15 protein-coding genes, 4 tRNA genes and 1 pseudogene are annotated in these 16,491 nt (G+C 63.7%); 10 read left to right on the forward strand and 10 right to left on the reverse strand.

Annotated elements, in window-relative coordinates; all coding sequences use genetic code 11:
- Positions 1-7 precede the first annotated feature (7 nt).
- Together SKC41_RS11055 and SKC41_RS11060 are read right to left on the reverse strand one after the other, a co-directional pair.
- Positions 8-1,030 (reverse strand): acyl-ACP desaturase, encoded by a 1,023-nt coding sequence (locus SKC41_RS11055; RefSeq protein ID WP_330977668.1) that lies wholly within the window; start codon positions 1,028-1,030, stop codon positions 8-10.
- A 138-nt stretch (positions 1,031-1,168) separates the two neighbouring features.
- Positions 1,169-1,780: a TetR/AcrR family transcriptional regulator gene (locus SKC41_RS11060; RefSeq protein WP_330977669.1), complete on the reverse strand. Its 612-nt coding sequence runs from the start codon at positions 1,778-1,780 to the stop codon at positions 1,169-1,171.
- 143 nt (positions 1,781-1,923) lie between these two features.
- Here SKC41_RS11060 and SKC41_RS11065 point away from each other — a divergent pair, with 143 nt between their 5' ends.
- Complete coding sequence (locus SKC41_RS11065) at positions 1,924-2,907, forward strand: oxygenase MpaB family protein (protein WP_330978839.1); 984 nt, start codon at positions 1,924-1,926, stop codon at positions 2,905-2,907.
- 4 nt (positions 2,908-2,911) lie between these two features.
- On the opposite strand, the gene SKC41_RS11070 is transcribed toward SKC41_RS11065, so the two are convergent.
- Positions 2,912-3,409: a nucleoside deaminase gene (locus SKC41_RS11070; RefSeq protein ID WP_330977670.1), complete on the reverse strand. Its 498-nt coding sequence runs from the start codon at positions 3,407-3,409 to the stop codon at positions 2,912-2,914.
- A gap of 117 nt (positions 3,410-3,526) precedes the next feature.
- Here SKC41_RS11070 and SKC41_RS11075 point away from each other — a divergent pair, with 117 nt between their 5' ends.
- Complete coding sequence (locus SKC41_RS11075; protein WP_330977671.1) at positions 3,527-4,426, forward strand: class I SAM-dependent methyltransferase; 900 nt, start codon at positions 3,527-3,529, stop codon at positions 4,424-4,426.
- 5 nt (positions 4,427-4,431) lie between these two features.
- On the opposite strand, the gene SKC41_RS11080 is transcribed toward SKC41_RS11075, so the two are convergent.
- Positions 4,432-5,238, reverse strand: coding sequence for a TIGR04255 family protein (locus SKC41_RS11080; protein WP_330977672.1), 807 nt, complete (start codon positions 5,236-5,238; stop codon positions 4,432-4,434).
- 101 nt (positions 5,239-5,339) lie between these two features.
- Positions 5,340-5,415: transfer RNA gene (locus tag SKC41_RS11085), tRNA-Lys, on the reverse strand.
- A 111-nt stretch (positions 5,416-5,526) separates the two neighbouring features.
- On the opposite strand from SKC41_RS11085, the gene SKC41_RS11090 reads away from it, so the two are divergent.
- The 6 genes from SKC41_RS11090 (at position 5,527) to SKC41_RS11115 (ending at position 11,901) form a co-directional block, all read left to right on the forward strand.
- Positions 5,527-5,599, forward strand: a tRNA-Glu gene (locus SKC41_RS11090).
- A 48-nt stretch (positions 5,600-5,647) separates the two neighbouring features.
- Positions 5,648-5,721: transfer RNA gene (locus SKC41_RS11095), tRNA-Asp, on the forward strand.
- Between the two features lie 36 nt (positions 5,722-5,757).
- Positions 5,758-5,831 (forward strand) — tRNA-Phe (locus SKC41_RS11100).
- A 395-nt stretch (positions 5,832-6,226) separates the two neighbouring features.
- Entirely contained in the window at positions 6,227-9,226 is a 3,000-nt protein-coding gene (locus SKC41_RS11105) for a LysM peptidoglycan-binding domain-containing protein (protein WP_330977673.1), read from the forward strand.
- Between the two features lie 39 nt (positions 9,227-9,265).
- Positions 9,266-10,555 carry a hypothetical protein gene (locus SKC41_RS11110; RefSeq protein WP_330977674.1) on the forward strand — a complete coding sequence of 430 codons (1,290 nt, stop codon included), beginning with the start codon at positions 9,266-9,268 and terminating at the stop codon, positions 10,553-10,555.
- A 395-nt stretch (positions 10,556-10,950) separates the two neighbouring features.
- On the forward strand, positions 10,951-11,901 hold the full coding sequence (locus SKC41_RS11115; RefSeq protein WP_330977675.1) for a C1 family peptidase: 951 nt from the start codon (positions 10,951-10,953) through the stop codon (positions 11,899-11,901).
- A 4-nt stretch (positions 11,902-11,905) separates the two neighbouring features.
- On the opposite strand, the gene SKC41_RS11120 is transcribed toward SKC41_RS11115, so the two are convergent.
- The 5 genes and pseudogenes from SKC41_RS11120 to SKC41_RS11140 all read right to left on the reverse strand — a co-directional run bounded on the left by SKC41_RS11120 (position 11,906) and on the right by SKC41_RS11140 (position 14,782).
- Positions 11,906-12,361 carry a PPOX class F420-dependent oxidoreductase gene (locus tag SKC41_RS11120; protein ID WP_330977676.1) on the reverse strand — a complete coding sequence of 152 codons (456 nt, stop codon included), beginning with the start codon at positions 12,359-12,361 and terminating at the stop codon, positions 11,906-11,908.
- A gap of 25 nt (positions 12,362-12,386) precedes the next feature.
- A pseudogene (locus tag SKC41_RS11125) lies at positions 12,387-12,488 on the reverse strand (SDR family mycofactocin-dependent oxidoreductase); the annotation flags it as partial.
- Positions 12,489-12,522: 34 nt separating this feature from the next.
- A complete protein-coding gene (locus SKC41_RS11130; RefSeq protein WP_330977677.1) occupies positions 12,523-13,020 on the reverse strand; it encodes a hypothetical protein in 498 nt (165 codons plus the stop codon).
- A gap of 172 nt (positions 13,021-13,192) precedes the next feature.
- A complete protein-coding gene (locus SKC41_RS11135; RefSeq protein ID WP_330977678.1) occupies positions 13,193-13,624 on the reverse strand; it encodes a tautomerase family protein in 432 nt (143 codons plus the stop codon).
- Positions 13,625-13,642: 18 nt separating this feature from the next.
- Complete coding sequence (locus SKC41_RS11140; protein WP_442931590.1) at positions 13,643-14,782, reverse strand: LLM class flavin-dependent oxidoreductase; 1,140 nt, start codon at positions 14,780-14,782, stop codon at positions 13,643-13,645.
- Positions 14,783-14,930: 148 nt separating this feature from the next.
- Between SKC41_RS11140 and SKC41_RS11145 the strand changes: the two genes are divergently transcribed.
- The gene (locus SKC41_RS11145) at positions 14,931-15,623 is read left to right on the forward strand and encodes a M15 family metallopeptidase (protein ID WP_442931678.1); all 693 of its coding nucleotides are present in this window, start codon (positions 14,931-14,933) and stop codon (positions 15,621-15,623) included.
- A gap of 60 nt (positions 15,624-15,683) precedes the next feature.
- Positions 15,684-16,490: a methyltransferase domain-containing protein gene (locus SKC41_RS11150; RefSeq protein WP_330977679.1), complete on the forward strand. Its 807-nt coding sequence runs from the start codon at positions 15,684-15,686 to the stop codon at positions 16,488-16,490.
- Position 16,491 lies beyond the last annotated feature (1 nt).

Raw genomic sequence — 16,491 nt, forward strand, 5'->3', positions numbered from 1 at the left:
CGCTTGGTTACCGCCGGCTCATCACGAGCTTGCCCGCGGTTTGGTGCAGTTCGCTTGCGGTGGTCCTCTTGCCGGTACGGAGTTCCCGATCGAGCTGGCGCTGCTTGGACACCTCGAACTTGTCGCAGGCCTCTTCGAGTTCCTTGATCAGCAGGGCAAGGTCGTCGCGCAATGCGGCTGCTTGACCGGTGAAGTCCTCGCGCTCGAAGATGCGCCATTTCTTCAGCACCGGCATCACGACCTCGTCGAGGTGGATGCGGGGATCGTAGACGCCGCCGACGGCGATGAACACGGCCTTGCGGCGGAACTCGGGCACCTGATAGCCCGGCATCTGGAAGTTGCGCAGGATCTTGTGCAGCGACTTCATCGCCTGGTTGGGATTGGCCTCGAACCCGGCCTCGCTGACATCGCGGTAGAAGATCATGTGCAGGTTCTCGTCGGCCGAGATCCTGCCCAGCAACTGGTCGGCGATCGTCTCGTTGCAGGCTTTACCGGTGTTGCGGTGCGAGATCCGGGTGGCCAGTTCCTGGAACGTGACGTAGATGACCGAATCGAACAAGCTATCGGCGAACAGGTCGGCTCGAACCTGGTGGTTCTGGCCCGGGCTGAAGCCCCGGTTGACGACCTCGATGCGCAGTTTCTCCAATTCGACGGGATCGACCGCGCGCGTCACCACCAGGTAGTCGCGCAGCGCGATGCCGTGCCGGTTCTCTTCGGCGGTCCAGCGGTTGACCCAGGTACCCCAGGGGCCGTCGAGTCCGAAGTTCATCGCGATCTCGCGGTGATAGGAGGGCAGATTGTCCTCGGTCATCAGGTTCTGCACCATCGCCACCTGAGCGAGGTCGGAGAGCTTGCTCTGCTCCGGGTCCCAGTCCTGCCCGCCGAGCGCGTAGAAGTTCTTGCCATCCGACCACGGGATGTAGTCGTGCGGATTCCACGGCTTGTGCATGCTCAGATGCCGGTTCAGGTACTTCTCGACGACCGGCTCCAGCTCATGCAAAAGCTGCAGGTCCGTCAATTCGGCTGGCATGTCACCCCCAAGTTATCTGTGTCTAATGGTTGCAGTCAATATATCTGTGTCGATCAGTAGCATCAAGTTCCGCCCCGGGCGCGCCGAGTCACAACTTGGCGTACTTAATTCGGGTAGCCCTGAGCAAACAAATGGTCGTTACTCTGATACCCCGTCAAGGGGCGGAACATACGGGGCCGCGGTGTTGAAGAGCATGTTGACGCAATAATCGATGAACTGTTTGCGGGTGGCGCCGAGCTGTCTGTTCAGGTAGGCGGTGAACAGGCTGGTCAGGCCGCCGACCAGGCTGGTGGCGATCATTTTCTGCAGCACCGGATCGCCGATGTTGGACAGCTTTTTCTGCAGCAGGTCGATGAAGCTGGGCATCCACTCGGCGCCCGACTGCGTCAGGATCGGCTCGACGGCCGGCGCCAAGAGCAACACGCGCCCGCGTACCGGGTCGTCGACCATCAGCTCGACGAACTGCTCGACCGCTTCCCGCGGGGTGTCGGCGGAGGTGAGGGTCGTCATGGCTCGCGCGCAGACATCGTCGTAGACCGCGCGCACGAATTCGTCGCGGTCGGAAAAGCTCTCGTAGAAGTACCGTTCGGTCAACGCGGCCTTGCGGCAGACGGCCCGGACGGTCAACGCGGGACCGCGCTCGCCGCCCAGTAATTGCACGCCGGCGGCGATGAGGTTGTCGCGTCGCAGAGCGTGGCGACTTTCCAGGGGGACGCCTGACCAACGGCCCCGTCGTTGACCGGACTGCACATCGCTCCTAAGCTCTAAATTGACAACGCACGTAGTCAAAATTTCGGCTAGCTACAGGAAACCCAACAGTGACCCAACATACGTCCGCAGCCTGCCCACTGACCAGCGCCGAAGCTGGTAGCGACGCGACCACTCTCGACGAGTTGGCAATTTCTGCTCAGGCCTCCGACGGGGTCGGGAGCGGGTGTCCGGTATCACCATCCGGGTATAACGCGCCACCACTTGGTCCCGATTCCCTGACGTGGCGGTACTTCGGAGATTGGCGTGGCATGCTGCAGGGCCCGTGGGCGGGATCCATGCAGAATATGCACCCTCAGCTGGGCGCGGCAGTCAGTGACCACTCGACCTTCTTCCGGGAACGCTGGCCCCGGCTGCTGCGGTCGCTGTATCCGATCGGCGGAGTCGTCTTCGACGGGGACCGCGCTCCGGTCACCGGCGCCGAGGTGCGCGATTATCACGTCAACATCAAGGGTGTCGACGAACAGGGCCGCCGCTATCACGCGCTGAACCCCGACGTCTTCTACTGGGCGCACGCCACCTTCTTCGTCGGGACCATCCATGTGGCAGAACGGTTTTGCGGCGGGCTGACCGAGGAGCAGAAGCGCCAGCTGTTCGACGAACACATCGACTGGTATCGGATGTACGGCATGAGCATGCGGCCGGTGCCGGCGTCCTGGGAGGACTTCCAGGCGTACTGGGATCACATGTGCCGCAATGTGCTGGAGAACAACGAGGCGGCACGTGCGGTGCTGGATCTGACCGACTTGCCAAAGCCGCCATTTGCGCGCAAGGCTCCGGATTGGTTGTGGGCGGCGCAACGCAAGCTGCTGGCGCCGTTCTTCGTCTGGTTCACCGTCGGTCTCTACGACCCGCCGGTGCGCCAACTGATGGGCTACCAGTGGTCGCGCCGCGACGAATGGCTGCACCGACGCCTGGGCGACTTCGTTCGCCTCGTGTTCGCCTGTGTGCCAGCACGATTCAGAAAGCACCCGCGGGCCAGGGCGGGATTGGATCGGGCGTCCGGACGGATCCCGGCCGACGCGCCGCTGGTGCATACCCCGGCGCGCAACCTGCCGCCCATCGAGGAGCGATACAACCCAATGCACTACTGCCCCAAGGTTTCCTAGGGTTTCAGGCCGGGACGACCGTCGATTTGCGTTCACCGCCGTTGCGTTCGTTCCACAGCCGGTAGACCTCGACCGCGGCGTCCTGGGGCTGGTATCGCATGGGCAGCCGGCGTTGATCCCAGCTCTTCGCGAATTCGTCGTAAAACGTCGAGACCTCAAAGTATTTGCGGTCGTCGAGGTAGTACTGCTCGTAGGACTCGCGGGTGATCAAGAAGACGACTTCCTTGGGGGAGCAGTAGTACAGCGAGCCCAGGCACATCGGGCACGGGTGGGCCATCACGTAGATGGTGGCGTCCACCAGGTGCTCGGTGCCCAGCTTCATGCATGCCTCGCGGATCGCGAGGATCTCGGCATGGGCGGTCGGATCGTTCGTCTGGGCGACCTTGTTGGCACTCTCGGCGAGGACCTCGCCGTCTTGGACGATCACGGTCGCGAACGGGCGGCCGCCCTCGGCGACGTTTTGACGGGCCAGCTCGATGGTCCGTTGGGCGAAATCGGTCACGGGTCCTCCGGGGCAGCAGATAAGTCGCAGAGTAGTCCCGACCGGTTCAGGGCCCGGCGTCCGTGGTAATAACTAGCTTGTCTATGTTTGTTCGGGATACGGATTTTAGGGAGCCCCATGGCGCGCAGCCAAAGTGATCGCTGGGACCTCGCGACGAGCGTCGGGGCGACGGCAACCATGGTCGCCGCCCACCGGGCGCTGTCCGACGCCGAGAAGTTGATCGACGACCCGTACGCCGCGACTTTGGTGCGGGCCGTCGGGATTGACGTGTACGTCCGGTTGGTCAACGGGGAGATTCCGGTCGGCGGGGACGCCGAATTCGACCCTCGCCGCACGGCCGAGGGGATGGCCTGTCGCACCAGGTTCTACGACCAGTACTTCCTGCAAGCCGCACGCAGTGGCGTCGCGCAGGCGGTGATTCTCGCCTCGGGTCTGGATGCACGCGCCTACCGTTTGCCGTGGCCGGCGGGCACCGTCGTCTACGAGGTCGACATGCCGGACGTGATCGAGTTCAAGACCCTGACCCTGGGTGATCTCGGCGCGCGGCCGACCGCCGAGCGGCGCACCGTCGCGATCGATCTGCGCGACGACTGGGCCGGCGCGCTACAGGCTGCGGGATTCGACCCGAAGGCACCCTCGGCGTGGAGCGCCGAGGGCTTGCTGGTGTATCTGCCCGACGAGGCCCAGGACGCGTTGTTCGACAACATCACCGAGCTCAGCGCTCCGGGCAGCCAGTTGGCTTTCGAATTCGTCCCCGACACAGCGATTTTCGCGGACCCGCGATGGCGTGCGCATCACGACCGGATGAGCGAACTCGGCTTCGAAGTCGACTTCAACGATCTCGTCTACCACGGTCACCGCAGCCACCTCGTCGACCACCTCAAGCAGCGTGGCTGGGACGTGTCGTCGCAGACGGTCAAGGAACTGCACGCGGCCAACGGATTTCACTATCCCGAAGACGAGGTCGCACAGGCTTTCGCGGATGTGACCTACAGCAGGGCGGTGCGCACCCGATAGGCGTATCAGCCCTGCAGGCCGTCCCTGAGGCTGCTGGTCAGCATTTCCTGGAACACCGCGCGGGCCGGCTCGTAAAGATTGTGGAACGTGGCACGGACCGCATCCCGGTTGTATTCGGGGATCGAGGCGACCGGAGTCCAAAAGCTGTCGATGTCCAGCTGGAAAAACGGTCCGGGCTGCGCCGGCAGCGTCCGGCGTAGGTAGTAGTTGGGGTCCAGCGCCTGGCCGATGCCGGGCCCGTAGCGCACGATCATCGATTTGCCCGGTTGCTGCTCGCGGTAGACCGCGGCGCCCTGCCATTCGGTCAGGGTCAGCCCGCCGGGAGCGATACGTTGCGGGCCGAGCAGCGGCTCGGCGATCCATTCGGCCCAGTCGATGCGACCGTCGGCGCCCAGTGGGACGCGGATTTCCAAGAGGTAGCGCAGACCGATGCGCTCCACCCCGACGATCGACGACACCTGGGAACGAGCCTCGATGACGCGCATCGCGACGTCCGAGAGCGCTTCGAACGTCGAGTAGGCGGTGGTCTCGACGACGATTGCCTGACTCTTGATCGAGGCGGCCAGGGTGCCGTCCCGGTTGACATAGCGGGCGAACTGCTCAGCCGTGGGCGCCGGGCCTCCCCCCGGGGCCATTGCCCAGGCCACGTCCTGAGCTTGGCGTTCGATGGGCAGGTCGTCGGCGAGGAGGCTTTTGAGCTCCCGGCTCGATGATTCGGTGAGGGAATCCGTTGCGGGGTGACGGATTTCCATCGTTACCAAGGCTGCGGGCGCGTTTTGCCAGGCTGGATCGACACTCACCTCGCGAAGCATAGCCAAGTCGTGCGCCGGCCAAACGAGGACTTCGACCCGCTGTTGTCTGCCCCACAACCCGCCCTACGTCGCGCCGGCTCTAGCCGGGTGTGCTGCCGTTTTGGTGCCCCCACTAGGACTCGAACCTAGGACCTGCGGATTAAAAGTCCGTAGCTCTACCAACTGAGCTATAGGGGCGGCGAACGTTCAGGATACTTGGGCTCCACACGCGGCTCGAACGGCGCTCGTTTGAGGATTAGGCCTGCGGTGACCTAAGCTGGCGTGGCTCCCAACGGTAGTTGGACTTTGGCCCCCATCGTCTAGTGGCCTAGGACGCCGCCCTTTCACGGCGGTAGCACGGGTTCGAATCCCGTTGGGGGTACGCGCAGCGGCGGCAACGTCGCAGCGAGCAGTACAAGTAGGAGAGCAAGGCCCTGTGGCGCAGTTGGTTAGCGCGCCGCCCTGTCACGGCGGAGGTCGCGGGTTCGAGTCCCGTCAGGGTCGCCCATCAAAGGCGAGGCACGTTATCGGTGCCTTCCGGGCCAGGTAGCTCAGTTGGTACGAGCGTCCGCCTGAAAAGCGGAAGGTCGCCGGTTCGATCCCGGCCCTGGCCACCGATATTCATGCAGTTCAACAACCACTTTTCCGCTGCCGTAGAACCACTCGTCTTCGAATCGGCCATAAGTGCACGTCACGGCAAGTTTTTGCTCCAACATCAAGGGGTTCGAGTCCCCTTGGCTCCACTCGGTAGTTGCAGCGGTAACGAACCGTGGGCCATCCCCGGCGATCGCCAAGATCTTGGCCGTGCCGCCGCGTACGCGCGAGAACAAGCAGCCGCGACTGGCGATTTCAGCAAAGCAGCGGATGAAGCTACCTCACGCTCGACCGGCCGTCGTTCCAAACACAAGTAGGTGAGTACTCTATTCGCGCTTTGCCCATCGCCTTAGCGTCCAAGGTCTAACGAACTGACGAAGGCGCACAATTCGGCGCCGCGCATGGGGAGGGCGAAATGCCACGCGTACACACTGTTCTTGCCGGCGAGACACTTTCGGGGATTGCGCGCGATTTCTACGGCGACGCGTCGATGTACCCGTTGATCGCGCAGGCCAACCAGCTTGCCGACCCGAACCAAATCTTCGTCGGCCAGGTGCTGCAGATTCCCGAGCCACCCGCGCCGCCGACACCTGATCCAGCCGGCCCAACGACCTACACCGTGGTCGCCGGTGACACACTGTGGGACATTGCGGTGCGGTTCTACGGTGACGGCACCATGTTCCCGCTGATCGCCCAGGCCAACGCGATCGAGAATCCCAATGCGATCAACCCCGGTGAGATCCTGACGATTCCTCCGCGGCCCGGCCCCGGAGCGACGCCGCTGCCAGGTCCAACCACGAGTCCTGGTGCGCCGCCGCAGACAATCCTGCCCTACGCGAGCGAGCCCTTCGGCGTGTATCAGCCGTTGATCGGGTGGCGCAGTCAGCTGCACCAGGAACGGGTCGCCGAGGGCATGGCCGTGCGACTCACCCGCGCGGCCAACCTCATTCGCGATGTGACCGAAACGACGCAGGCTCAGCCCGTTCCGCAGCTGGGGGCACCGCAGGTGGTGGATCGCACCGACTCGCAGGTCGGACGTCAGCTCGCGGCGATGGTACGAAGCAACGGGCTGGGCGACGGGTGGGCGTCAATTCTGGCCGAGGGCAACGATTCCGCCCTGACCAAGATCACCCGCGATGTGCTCGGTGGTCTGAACGCACCTCCGCCGCCGGCACCGGGCGCGCAGCCAGCTGGGCCGGTGGTGCGCCTCGCCGCCGAAGGCGCTTTTGCGCCGGCCTCAGCGGCGTTGATCAGTCGAGAGGCGGCGACTGCGAGTCTGCTTCAGTACCTGGGCAAGACGTCGCCCGACGCGGTCAAGCAGCTGTTCACGCCGGCCTTCGCGCAGTGGCAGCGGGTAGTGGCCGCGGTGCAATTTCTGGCCGAGCAGCATCCGTCGAAGTTGAGTTTCCTGTCGCCGATCGGGCTGCTGCACCGGTTCCGCGAGTACTTCTTCGAGCTCGGTACGTTTCTCGGCCCGCCCGTCGGACATGTCTGGATCAGCCCCGGCGGGATGGTGGAGCTCTACGAGGCGAACACCCGGCGCACCCTGGTCGAGCGGACCGTCGAGCAGTCCACCGAGGAGACCACAAAGAGCGAGACCGAGGCCAAGGACCAAGATGAGTTGTCCGACGCGGTCAAGACCGAAAACGACAACGATATGAAGCTTGGTGTTTCGACCTCGGCCAGCGGCGGGGTGGGCCCGATCTTTCAGGCCAGCGGCAGCTCGACGTTCAACCTCGACGTCTCGCGCAAACAAGCCCAGGAGGACACACACAAGCACATGCGCGAGCAGAGCTCAAAGCTTTCCAGCGAGGTGCGCCAGAACTACAAGACCACTTTCCGCACGGTGACCGAGACGACCGACACCTCCAGCCGGCGCTACGTTCTGCAGAACAACACCGATCGGCTCGTCAGCTATGAGCTGAGCCGCAAGATGCGCAAAGTCGCTGTGCAGGTCCAGGATCTGGGCCAGCAGCTGTGCTGGCAGCTCTACGTCGACCGGCCGGGTGACCCGCTGGGACTCGGCGAGTTCGTGCACGAGGCCGCCGCGGCGCTCGACCCTGGCCTCAAGCAACCGGAAGTGAAGCCGCGGCCTGACAATCAGGAAAAGACCTATCAGTTGTCGATCCCGTTCATCCTGTATCAGGGTGGCGACGACGACGCCGAAGACACCTACTCGTTGTCCGGCGACAACGCCGATCACGGCATCTTCAGTCCCGACGTCGGCAAGGACGACATCATCCAGTTCAAATTCGACTTCAAGTTGCCGCCGCCACCGGCGGGCACTGTGCTCGACAGCATCGGCAGCATCGACTTCAAGGGCGCGCAGGTGAAGTATCAGCTCGACGACCCGGGGTTGATGCCCAACCCCAACGTGGGTGCGAACACATTCTCAATGAGGTTGACCCACGCCAACTTCGGCGGCCAAAAGCAGATCCCGTTCGAAGCCACCATCGTCTATGCGCCGACGCCGGAGGCGATCAAGGCGGTCGACGACGAAAACGCGGCGGCGAAAAAGGATTACGACGATCAGGTTGCCGCCGCCAAGGAGGCGCTCTTCTACGCGACACTGCGCAAGCGGCTCAAGCTCAGCGGGCAGGTCAAAACGCGCAATCCCGACGACCTGCGCGAAGAGGAGCGCACGATCATCTACCGCAAGGTGATCTCGCGGCTCTACGGCAACGAGAACGGCTGGACCGACGACGATTACCATGTCGCCTCCGAACTGATCCGGTACTTCTTCGACGTCGACGCCATGCTGTACTTCGTGGCGCCGGACTGGTGGCGTCCGCGGCCGCAGCCGCTGGTACCGATGACGGCCACCGGTGAATTGCAGCCAACGACAATCGTTGATACCCCGCCGGCTACGGGTGGTCCCGGGACCAAGAACGGCAGGCCCTACTACCTGGTCACCGAGGAGACCACACCGGCGCCGCTGGGCACGTCGCTGGGATGGCTGATCCAACTCGACGGCGACGCGAACCGCAATGCGTTCTTGAACTCGCCGTGGGTCAAAGCGGTGCTGCCGATCCGGCCGGGGCGCGAACGCGAGGCCATCACCTGGCTGCAGCGCCCGGAGGTCGCAGCCACCGATGGTCTATCGGAGCCCTATCCGTTTGATCCACAGCAGGATCCGCCGGAATACCAGGGCAAAACGATCGAGGACGTGTTGTTGATCATCGCCGACAAGATCGCCGCCGAAAACGAGCTGTCGCTGCAGCCGATTCCCATCGGCGGCAATGGTGTCAACCAGCAGGTCGCGCTGCCCACCGAGGTGGTGTTCGCCAAGGGATTCGATCCGCTGGCCGGTGGCATCGACTTCGGTGCCAAGCCGTTCAAGGTGTTCAGCCAGTGGACCGAGATTCTGCCCACCGACCAGGTAGTCGCCACCGAGTACAGCCTCAAGGGTCTGTGAGCCGGCCACGACGGGTCGGGTGAGGATTGGGGCGCACCGGTGAAAGATGTCAGCACGACGGTGCAGGCCATCCAACCGCTGCCGCTGCTGGTACCCGACAAGACGACCGGGGCCCTCATCGCCGATCCCGAGATGCTGCTTCCCGGTGACGAGTTGCGAAACTTCGACTTCCATATCCTCGACAACAGCGTCAAAGCTCTTGAGGGGTGGACGTATTCGGCCAAGAAGTACTCCACCGCAGGGGTGACGTCGAAGAACAAACAGAAGGCTGCCGGTCGGGTGTTCGTGCTCGATCGTGAGCGGGGGACCACGCGGCTGTTCTTCGTCTGGATCCCCAACCTGCTGGTGTCGCGCATGGCAGCCGGCAAGCTTCCGTCACCGCTGAACTTCCACGTACTGTTCCATCCGCCGACATACGAAACCGAGTACAAGGAGACGCCGTACTGGGATGGCAAGCGTCCTTCCGACTCCACAGCACACTACGTCAAGCTCGGTATCCGTTACCTCGCACAGGATTTCAAAGCGGTCGCGCATCATGTCATGGCGGTCTCGCAGCGCGAACCGAACCTCGCCTACGTCGTTCCGGTCGCAGAGCATCAAGGAAACTTCGACGACATTCTTACCCCGGTCGCGCTCAAGACCGTCCTAGGTGAGCTCTACGATTTCGTCGCCCGTCAGCTCAATTCCGGCAAGGCGCCGCAATTCGACACCATCGGCAAGGTGATGGTGTCGGGATATAGCCGCAGCGGGGACCGGCTTGCCGCGTTGATGGCGAATCAAAGCGGACCGTCGAAGACCTTCTTCGAGAACAACCTGGCACAGGTCAACGCATTCGACATCAACCTCGGCAACGACGACACCGAACGTCTGCCGAAGTTCATCGCGCTGTGGCAGTCGATCCGCGAATGGGTTCGGCTCAATCCCCGGGGCCGCTCCTGCATCTACACCGCCTATCGCAGTCACTACAACATCTGCAATATGACCCCGATAGCGCCGATGCGGGGCTGGGATGACCGCACTGAGTTCAATCTCGAGACTCCGCCGTGGGCGGATGCGTCGCTGAAGGCCAAGACCGGTCAGGTCCGGGGAATGGCCTCCGATCAGTACACGTCCGATCCGTCGTCGGGTGTGGTATGTCTTCCGGTGTCGTTCTTCCAGAACTACATTCCGAACAACGGGGTGATTGTCGGTAACGCCGAGCGCGGCTGGTCTGACACAAACTACGGCATAAAGGGTGCCCACGGGCATGGGCTGTTCTTGCGCGGGATGCTTTCGCATGCCATCGCGCACGCCGACCCGCTGTTCTTCACCCAGCCGGCCAGCCGTTAAGGGGTCGGTGTGGCCTGCCGGTAGGCCCACGCCTGCAGGCAGCGCGAAGTGCATGAAGGTTGCCTCTAAATCTGCCCACGCCTACCTCGCGCCGTACCGCATCCACGCCCACTGCCAGAGGCGATCCATGCCGCGACACTAAACGCCCACCGCGCTCCATCCGCAGTAAGCCTCAACTCGCATGTGCCAGCCCGACATGAACAGCTGAAACACATTGGCGTAAACTCAATTTCCGCCTGAAAAGCGGAAATTCGCCGGTTCGATCCCGGCCCTGGCCACCATCGATCGATGCGCTCCATGAAGCCAGGTTCCCCAACGCCAGGCGAGCACCGTTGGACGCAATTAGGTTATGAGGCGTCGTTGGCAAACTCCGCCGCTTGACCTAGGAGAAACCCGTGGATCCAAGGATCAGCCGGCGTTCGATGCTGAGCTTGTCGGTGGCCGGCGCCTTGGCGGTGGCACTGCCCTCCTGCAGCGGCCACGAGCAGGCCCCAAATCAAAGCCAAAACCAGAGCGAAGAACCGGCCGATCTTGCGTCCTATGGATACGATCCCGACTCCGGAGAACCCGGGAAAACGGAAAAGCCCGCGCACCGTGGCGAAGTGCCGCCGGCGTCGCATGTCCCGGACGAGTGGTTACCCCCGGTGGGCCGGCAAACGATGCCGAATTGCTTCGTGTGGGCTTCCGTATACGGCCTCGCGACGTTCTATGCCGCTCGCAAGAGCCGCATCCCACCAACCCGTCCCGACCGGTTGGCCGGGCCCGACTACGCCTACATCCGGTACGAAATCGCAAACAAAACGCCCGAAAACACTTGTCACGGCGGGCAAATCACCAAGTGCCTGGATTGGCTTCAATCCAACGGCGGTACTCCGTCCCTGGCTGCCGCCCCGAACCGCAAGCCGGGATCCAAGGCGACGTGCGGAGTCGAGTGGTCGGAGTATGGTTCGCAGCCAATCCCGCCGGATCCGGGCTTCCGCGTCCCCGAGTACAAGTTGACGCACATCACCGGGGCGGACGGATTGAACAATCTTCGTACTGTCATCGCGTCCGGCGTACCGATCGCCTTCGGCACCTCGCTCTACACGGACTTTGCGCACTACCGCGGCCAACCGTCGCCCTACGTCGGGAACGGAAACGTGAGTCGCGACCACAACGGCAAGAAATCCGGCCATGTGATGCTCATCGTCGGCTACGACGACGCATACACGAAGTCCGCCGGCGCGGTCCGGATCCAGAACAGTTGGGGAAGGCGTTGGGGTCAAAAGGGATTCGTCTGGATGGCCTACGACACACTGGAAAAATTGGCTCAGGGACAAGGCGTCTACGTACCCGAGTCGGCTTGAGGCGCTACTTCGGCGGGAAACCGCCGGTGGCCACGGGCCCCCAGCGGCGCGGCGTGACGCGGATCAAACACTTGCCCTGATCGACCATGGCGCGGCGGTAGTCGTCCCAGTCCGGGTGTTCCCCGGCGATCACCCGGAAGTAGTCGACGAGCAGTTCCACCGCGTCCGGTAAGTCGATTACTTCGGCGTCCCCGTCGACCTGTACGTAGGGCCCGTTGAAATCGTCGGAGAGCACGAGCACGCTCGCCGACGGGGTGCGGCGGATGTTCGCGCTTTTGGCGCGCTGCGGATAGGTGGCGATCACGATGCGGCCCTGCTCGTCCACGCCACCGGTTACCGGGGAGCTGTGCAGCGACCCGTCCGACCGGAAGGTGGTCAGCAGCATCTTGTGTCGCGGCCGGATGAACTCGAGAAGATCGGGAAGACTGACCGCGTCCGCGGTCGCCACTTTGGGAGCCATGAAGTCCAGGGTAGCGACCGCGCGCTTACTCGAGCATGCTCCCGGCATCGACGGTGACGGGAAGGCCTGTGATGTAACGGGATTCATCGGAGGAGCGCAGGGACAGCACCGCGTTGCTGATGTCCACCGAAATGCACATCGAGTTCACCGCGGCGGACTAATTAGAGCGGCGTGACGATTTCCGAGGTGTAGAAGTCAATCGGCGTCTGCGAGTGCGGCGATGGGCGGTCAACGAAAACCCATACGCCGGTCGAATTCGCGGCGATCGGGCCTTCCAGGGTCGTCGTGCCCGCTCCGCTGCCGTCGGTGTCGAGGCCGCCAGCGCTGACTCCGACGTCTCCGGCTCCGCAGCCTGCCGAAGTCCGGGGCGACTGAATCAGCCTGACGTTGTAGTGGGCTCCCGGCTCGGCGGCAATTAATTGCACCTGTGCGACGACCTTGTTGGATGCCGACCTGCTGATGACGGCCTGGCCGCTGCCCTTACCCATCGTCGGCACATTAACCGCCCAAGTGAAGTCGCACGCCCGGAATTTCGGGGTCAAGGGCACCAGCGAGCCACCCGAACTGGCGTCCGCCGTCGCAACTCCCGTGGCGCCCCAGAATGTCGCCGTCGCAAGCATATTGGCGCCAACGAACAACAGCGCGGTGATTCTTCGCATTTATTTCCTGACGCATTATTCCTGCCAAAGATACAGTTGAGAACGTATCAGGATTAGTGAACGACAACGCCTATAATTGTCATACAGTTAGGCAAATCACATGCCGCGGTGGGTGCAATCCAGCTCACACTGCTTATGGGCGCGAGCGTTCACTGGTAATTGCACCGTCGCACTAATCCTCGTCGACAAGGCCTTTCACTTGCTGGTAGTAAATGACATTGCCGCCACCGCCCCAATTGCCTTCGGGGATTTCGTGAATCAGGGTCCAGACATGAAACGCCCGCGGGCCCTGCGGTTCGATGCCCGCCGCGGCGCACACCGCGACGTATACGTCGGCGGTGAGCTGTTCCTTTCGGGCCTTGTCGAGTGCGCCCGCGAACACCGTCAGGTCCACCCGGAAGCGGGGTTCACCCGGCCCGCGACCACCGACCGATAGCTCGGCCGGGTCCATCGCGTGCAGATACACCAAAGTGTTGTCGCGCAAAAACGGTGTGTCAGGCGCGCGTTCGGCGCGCAACAGCGCGGTGACCAGTTCGTCGGCGAGCCGGCTCACCGCTTCCTCGGCTATGGAGCCACGCACGAATGTCAGGTCGATCATCGGCATTGCCCACCGCCTCCTTCCTCATAGCTTTCGCAGGCCCCGCACCACCTTGACGTAGGGCGTCGTCGCGGATGCGCTCTTGCGCAGACTCGGCTGGATCGCACCGGCATTTCCCACCACGAGATAGCGCAGGCCGTGATCGCGGAACTCCGCGATTTGTTCGACCACCTCGTCGGGCGTTCCCACCGCGAACAATTCCTGGACGAGGGATCGCGGAACCTTGGCCGCGTACGACAGGGCAGTCTGCTCGTCGATCAATTGCGGGATCAGGTCCTGGACGCCGGTGAAGTCCGCCCCGAGCGGATGTTGTGCACCGTGGCGGGCCCAGTCTTTGGCGGGCGAGTTGAGGGTGAACACCTTTGCGATATCGGAATCGATGACCTCGTCGATTTCGTCGCGGGATCGCCCGGTCACGATGAACCGGATCAGCGCGGGGGTAATCGCCTGTGGATCGCGGCCCGCATCCGAGGCCGCGGTGCGCACGATTTCGAGTTGCTCGCCGTATTCGGTGGCGCGCGTCGTTCCGGGAAACCACCCGTCGGCGTATTTGCCGGTGGCGCGCATCATTCGCGGTCCATGGGCGGCGATCCAGATCTCGGGCCACTTGCCCCGGTACGGCGGGAGCGCGAAAGTCGCGTTGTGCAAAGGGAAGAACTCCGAGTCCCGAGTGACCAACTCCCCGTTTGAGTTCCACAGCGCTCGAATGGTCGCCACCGCTTCCTCGAAGCGGCCCACCGGCCTCGACCAGTCGACCCCATAGGGCGCGTTGCTTTCCCGCTCACCGGTTCCGATGCCCAGCACCGCGCGGCCCTTGGTCAACAGGTGCAGCGACGCCACGGCCTGCGCGGTGACGGCGGGATTGCGGCGGCCGGTGTCGGTGACCGCCACGCCGAGGCGCATCCGGGCCTTGTTGCGCCCCGCGAGGTAGCCCAGCATCGTCCAGGGCTCCAGGTGCGCATCCATCTTGGGGATGATGCGGGCGGCGCCGACGTGCTTGGTGTTCCACATCGACGGGGGCAGCACCGAATTCAGATGGTCGGCGACCCAGAACGAATCGGCCCCACACGCCAATCCGGTCATGTAGTCGGCATGTAGCAAAGGCTTTGGGCCGAAACGCGAATTGATCGTGTTGTGCATGACACCCACGCCGAACTTCGCCATCGCCTTGCTCCTTTGGGCCGCCGGCCACAGACTAGCCGATCGGCTACCCTGGACGATAAGTGATCGGCCGCGGTTCATCAATGGCGTGTTTGTGCCGTTGGGTTACGGTTAACCGATGTCCGGCCGCGACAATGGCTGGATGCGATGTGTGCGTCTGGTTCTTTTGCTCGCGGTAGCCGTCGGCCTGGTGGCGATTTTCGAAACGGCGACCGCGCAGGCCGGCCCCGACGTGCCGCCCGTCAGCGACGCGGCGCGCGCCGCCGGTTTCGTCGACGTTCGTACCGTCGTTCCCGACGCGATCATCGACCTGCGCTACGCGACGACCAACAATTTCACCGGCACACAGTTGTATCCCTCCGACGCCCGATGCCTGGTGCATCAATCCATGGTTGCGGGGCTCGCGACCGCCGCGTCGGCGCTACGCCCCCAAGGCCATCTGCTGGTGTTCTGGGATTGTTACCGGCCGCACGACGTTCAGGTCCGAATGTTCAACGTGGTCCCCAACCCGGCCTGGGTGGCACGGCCAGGCCCATACGCCCACAGCCACGAGTCGGGACGTTCGGTGGACGTGACGTTTACCAGCGTGCAGCCACAGTGCCCGCCGGAACGTCACGCCGACGGGCTGTGCCTGGCCGACATGGGCACCGACTTCGACGATTTCACCCCGCGCGCAACGGCATACGCGACCCAGGGAGTCGGTGCCGACGCCCAAGCGAATCGGTCCCGGTTGCGCGACGCGATGAAGTACGGCGGATTGTCCCCGTACTCGGGTGAGTGGTGGCACTTCGACGGTCCCGGGGCGGGCGTCGACCGCCCGATCCTCAACGTCCCCGTCGATTAGTCATCTCATGATATGAGACGATAGTTTCATAATATGACCACACGCTTGTAGGCTTGCGGCATGAACGACCGGGCCAGCTACACGCACGGACATCACGAGTCGGTGCTGCGCAGCCATCAGCGGCGCACCGCAGCGGACTCCGCGAGTTATCTGCTGGGCTACCTGAAGCCGGGGCTGACGCTCCTCGATGTGGGCTGCGGCCCCGGCACGATCACCGCGGACCTCGCCGGCATCGTGGCGCCCGGATCGGTCACGGCCGTCGATCAATTCGCTGATGTCCTCGACGTGGCCCGCAGCGAGGCCCGGCAGCGCAACCTGTCCAATGTCACGTTCGCAACCGCCGACGTGGAGCGGCTCGACTTCGCCGACGGCACGTTCGATGTCGTGCACGCGCACCAGGTGCTACAGCACGTCGCCGATCCGGTCCGGGCGCTACGCGAGATGCGACGGGTGTGTGCGCCCGGCGGCATAGTGGCGGCTCGAGATGCCGACTATGCGGGGTTCATCTGGCATCCACGCCTTGCGGCACTGGACTTTTGGCGCGATATCTACCAGCAGGCCGCGCGTGTCAACGGCGGTGAACCGGACGCCGGCCGGCGGTTGCTGTCATGGGCGCTGGACGCGGGCTTCGACGACGTCACGCCCACCGGCAGCCTCTGGTGTTATGCCACGGCCGAGGCCCGCGAGTGGTGGGGTGGAATGTGGGCCGACCGAATCCTGCACTCCGGCATCGCCGGCGACATTCTGCGGTTCGGCCTGGCCACTACCGCGCAGCTCGAGGAGATCTCGGCGGCATGGCGGGAGTGGGCCGCGGCGAAAGACGGTTGGCTGGCGATGCCGCACGGCGAGATCGTCTGCCGCGCATGAC

It is taken from the genome of Mycobacterium sp. 050128 (assembly GCF_036409155.1).
Classification (GTDB): Bacteria; Actinomycetota; Actinomycetes; order Mycobacteriales; family Mycobacteriaceae; genus Mycobacterium.